This is a genomic window from Pseudomonas sp. 2VD, assembly GCF_005503585.1.
In the GTDB taxonomy this organism is placed as follows: Bacteria; Pseudomonadota; Gammaproteobacteria; order Pseudomonadales; family Pseudomonadaceae; genus Pseudomonas; species Pseudomonas aeruginosa.
Map to the genome: position 1 here is coordinate 1 of NZ_SCND01000647.1, position 1,347 is coordinate 1,347.

The 1,347-nt window shown below is 67.2% G+C and carries 2 protein-coding genes; both read right to left on the reverse strand.

Translation table 11 applies throughout. The annotated features are described in order from the left end of the window. Positions 1-371 (reverse strand): NADPH-dependent FMN reductase (gene ssuE, locus FFS27_RS32760; RefSeq protein WP_137952557.1); only part of this gene is annotated, 371 nt, incomplete at its 3' end. 153 nt (positions 372-524) lie between these two features. After that, a complete protein-coding gene (locus FFS27_RS32765) occupies positions 525-1,274 on the reverse strand; it encodes an ABC transporter ATP-binding protein (protein ID WP_003091922.1) in 750 nt (249 codons plus the stop codon). Between the last annotated feature and the right edge of the window lie 73 nt (positions 1,275-1,347).

Consider the following 1,347-nt stretch of genomic DNA (forward strand, 5'->3'; position numbering starts at 1 on the left):
ACCGGCTTCAATGCGTAGTCCACGGCCAGCATGTGCGCGCTGCTGCCGCCGGTGGCGAACGGCAGCACCACCTTGTGCTCCAGGGCGCGCTCGGGCAACAGGTCGAGCAGGACCTTCAGCGCGCCGGAAAACGAGGCCTTGTACACCGGGGTGGCGACCAGCAGGCCGTCGGCGCGGCCGATCTGCTCGGCCAGCGCCAGTACCGGCGGACTGTCGAGGCGGGCACGCAGCAGGTCCTCGGCGGGAAAATCCAGCACCTGGTGGCTGGCCACCTCGACGCCGCGACGGCTCAGCCAGTCCCTGGCACGCTCCAGCAACACCCCGGAGCGGGAACGTACGCTGGGACTTCCGGCGATGGAAACGACGAGCATGGGGGGATTCCTTATAACCGGAAAACAGGATATTCGTTTGGCTTGCTAACCAAGTTGCATAGACCTTAACAGGCGGCCTCATATTCCAATAAATGTTTTTTATTCATTTATTTATTCCATAAAGCATATAAGAACCCGGTTCGGGGTCTTGCCTCAGAGCACGTGCGCCCGCTGCATTTCGGTCAGGGCCTCGCCGCGCAAGTAGGCCAGCTCCACCGCCCGGCGATCGCGGGGACGCGCCAGCGGTACGTGGAACTCGCGGCGGATGTGTCCGGGACGGCCGCCCATCAGCAGCACGCGGTCGGCGAGATAGAACGCCTCGTCGAGATCGTGGGTGACCAGCAGGACGCTGATCTCGTAGTTCTGCACCACGTCCTGCAGCAGGTCCTGGAGGCGCATGCGGGTGAAGGCGTCGACCGCGCTGAACGGCTCGTCGAGCAACAGCACCTGCGGCCGTCCGTAGAGACCGCGAGCGATCGCCGCGCGCTGCGCCATGCCGCCGGACAGTTGCTTGGGCAGCAATCCTCCGCAGCCGGCCAGTCCGACATCGGCGAGCAGGCGCTCGACCCAGTGCTCGTCCTCCAGCCAGCCGTCGGCGAAACCGACGTTCTGCGCCACCGTCAGCCAGGGCAACAGGCGCGGCTCCTGGAACACCACGCCGATGCCGCCGCTGCGGCCGTTCTCGCCGTCCGGGCCGAAGCCGAGGATCGGGTTGCGTTCGACAGTGCCCTGGAAGTCGTCGTCCAGTCCGGCGGCGATCCGCAGCAGGGTGCTCTTGCCGCAACCGCTGGGGCCGAGCAGGCTGACCACCTCGCCGGGCGCCAGCGACAGCGCCACGCCCTCCAGCACCCGCGTATCGCCATAGGCCTTGCGAATCTCCAGCAGGTCGAGCAGGCCGCTCATGCGCCGCCCTCCCCGTCGAAGCTGTCGCGCCAGCGCACGGCCCGGCGCGCCAGCGAGCGGAGCAGGCCGTCGC